General features: G+C 44.2%; 1 protein-coding gene and 1 pseudogene. Both read right to left on the reverse strand.

Annotated elements, in window-relative coordinates:
- Nucleotides 1-245, reverse strand: a pseudogene (locus ACFINC_RS11720) (PBSX family phage terminase large subunit); the annotation flags it as partial.
- Nucleotides 226-561, reverse strand: coding sequence for a hypothetical protein (locus tag ACFINC_RS11725; RefSeq protein WP_375610989.1), 336 nt, complete (start codon nucleotides 559-561; stop codon nucleotides 226-228). The gene ACFINC_RS11725 and the pseudogene ACFINC_RS11720, both read right to left, overlap by 20 nt.
- Nucleotides 562-568: the final 7 nt, after the last annotated feature.

The following is a 568-nucleotide window of genomic DNA, read 5'->3' on the forward strand; positions in this document are numbered from 1 at the left end:
TGGGCTTCAATGGCGCGCTTAATCTCCTCCAATGAACTCTCTGCTAGCGAATTTTGAAACTGACGTGCACAAAGAATGGTCCCTGATATCCCCTGCATACCAAATTGATAGCCTTTTAAAGCAGCCATCAAGGCAAATGATCTTGTCTTTCCAGACCCTCGTCCACCCCAAGCCGCTCGTACCAAAGCGTCTCCTGCAAAAATAGGAATGAGTTTTGGTACAATCTTAATCTGTCTTGTCGTCATTCATTGTTAAAGGAGCAATTTCTACACGCCCTATGATCTTAATCGCGCCCCCATCTTCCCCCGTCACTTGCAAAGGCAAGATCTTCCCAAGCAACGCTAAATAAGCCGCAGGGCATCTTATTGCCTGCTTTTCGAGGTAAGAGATTAGCCCCTCTTTCCCATACTTATTGCCTGCCAATTCAGCAGCTTTAAGAATAGCCTCTTTCAAAAGGCGTGTATTCTTATTGGGTACACCTTTGACACGCCCCATTCCTGCCTTAGGGGGTTTATATTTTTTCTTTGTTTGAGAAATCTGTTCTGTATTTTGTGATGTCATAAAATAC

Source organism: Bartonella sp. AP58NXGY (assembly GCF_042195785.1).
In the GTDB taxonomy this organism is placed as follows: domain Bacteria; phylum Pseudomonadota; class Alphaproteobacteria; order Rhizobiales; family Rhizobiaceae; genus Bartonella.

Bases quoted from the DNA above. Each gene is read 5' to 3' on its own strand.
- ACFINC_RS11725 (WP_375610989.1), bottom strand. From the start codon at position 561: ATGACATCACAAAATACAGAACAGATTTCTCAAACAAAGAAAAAATAT.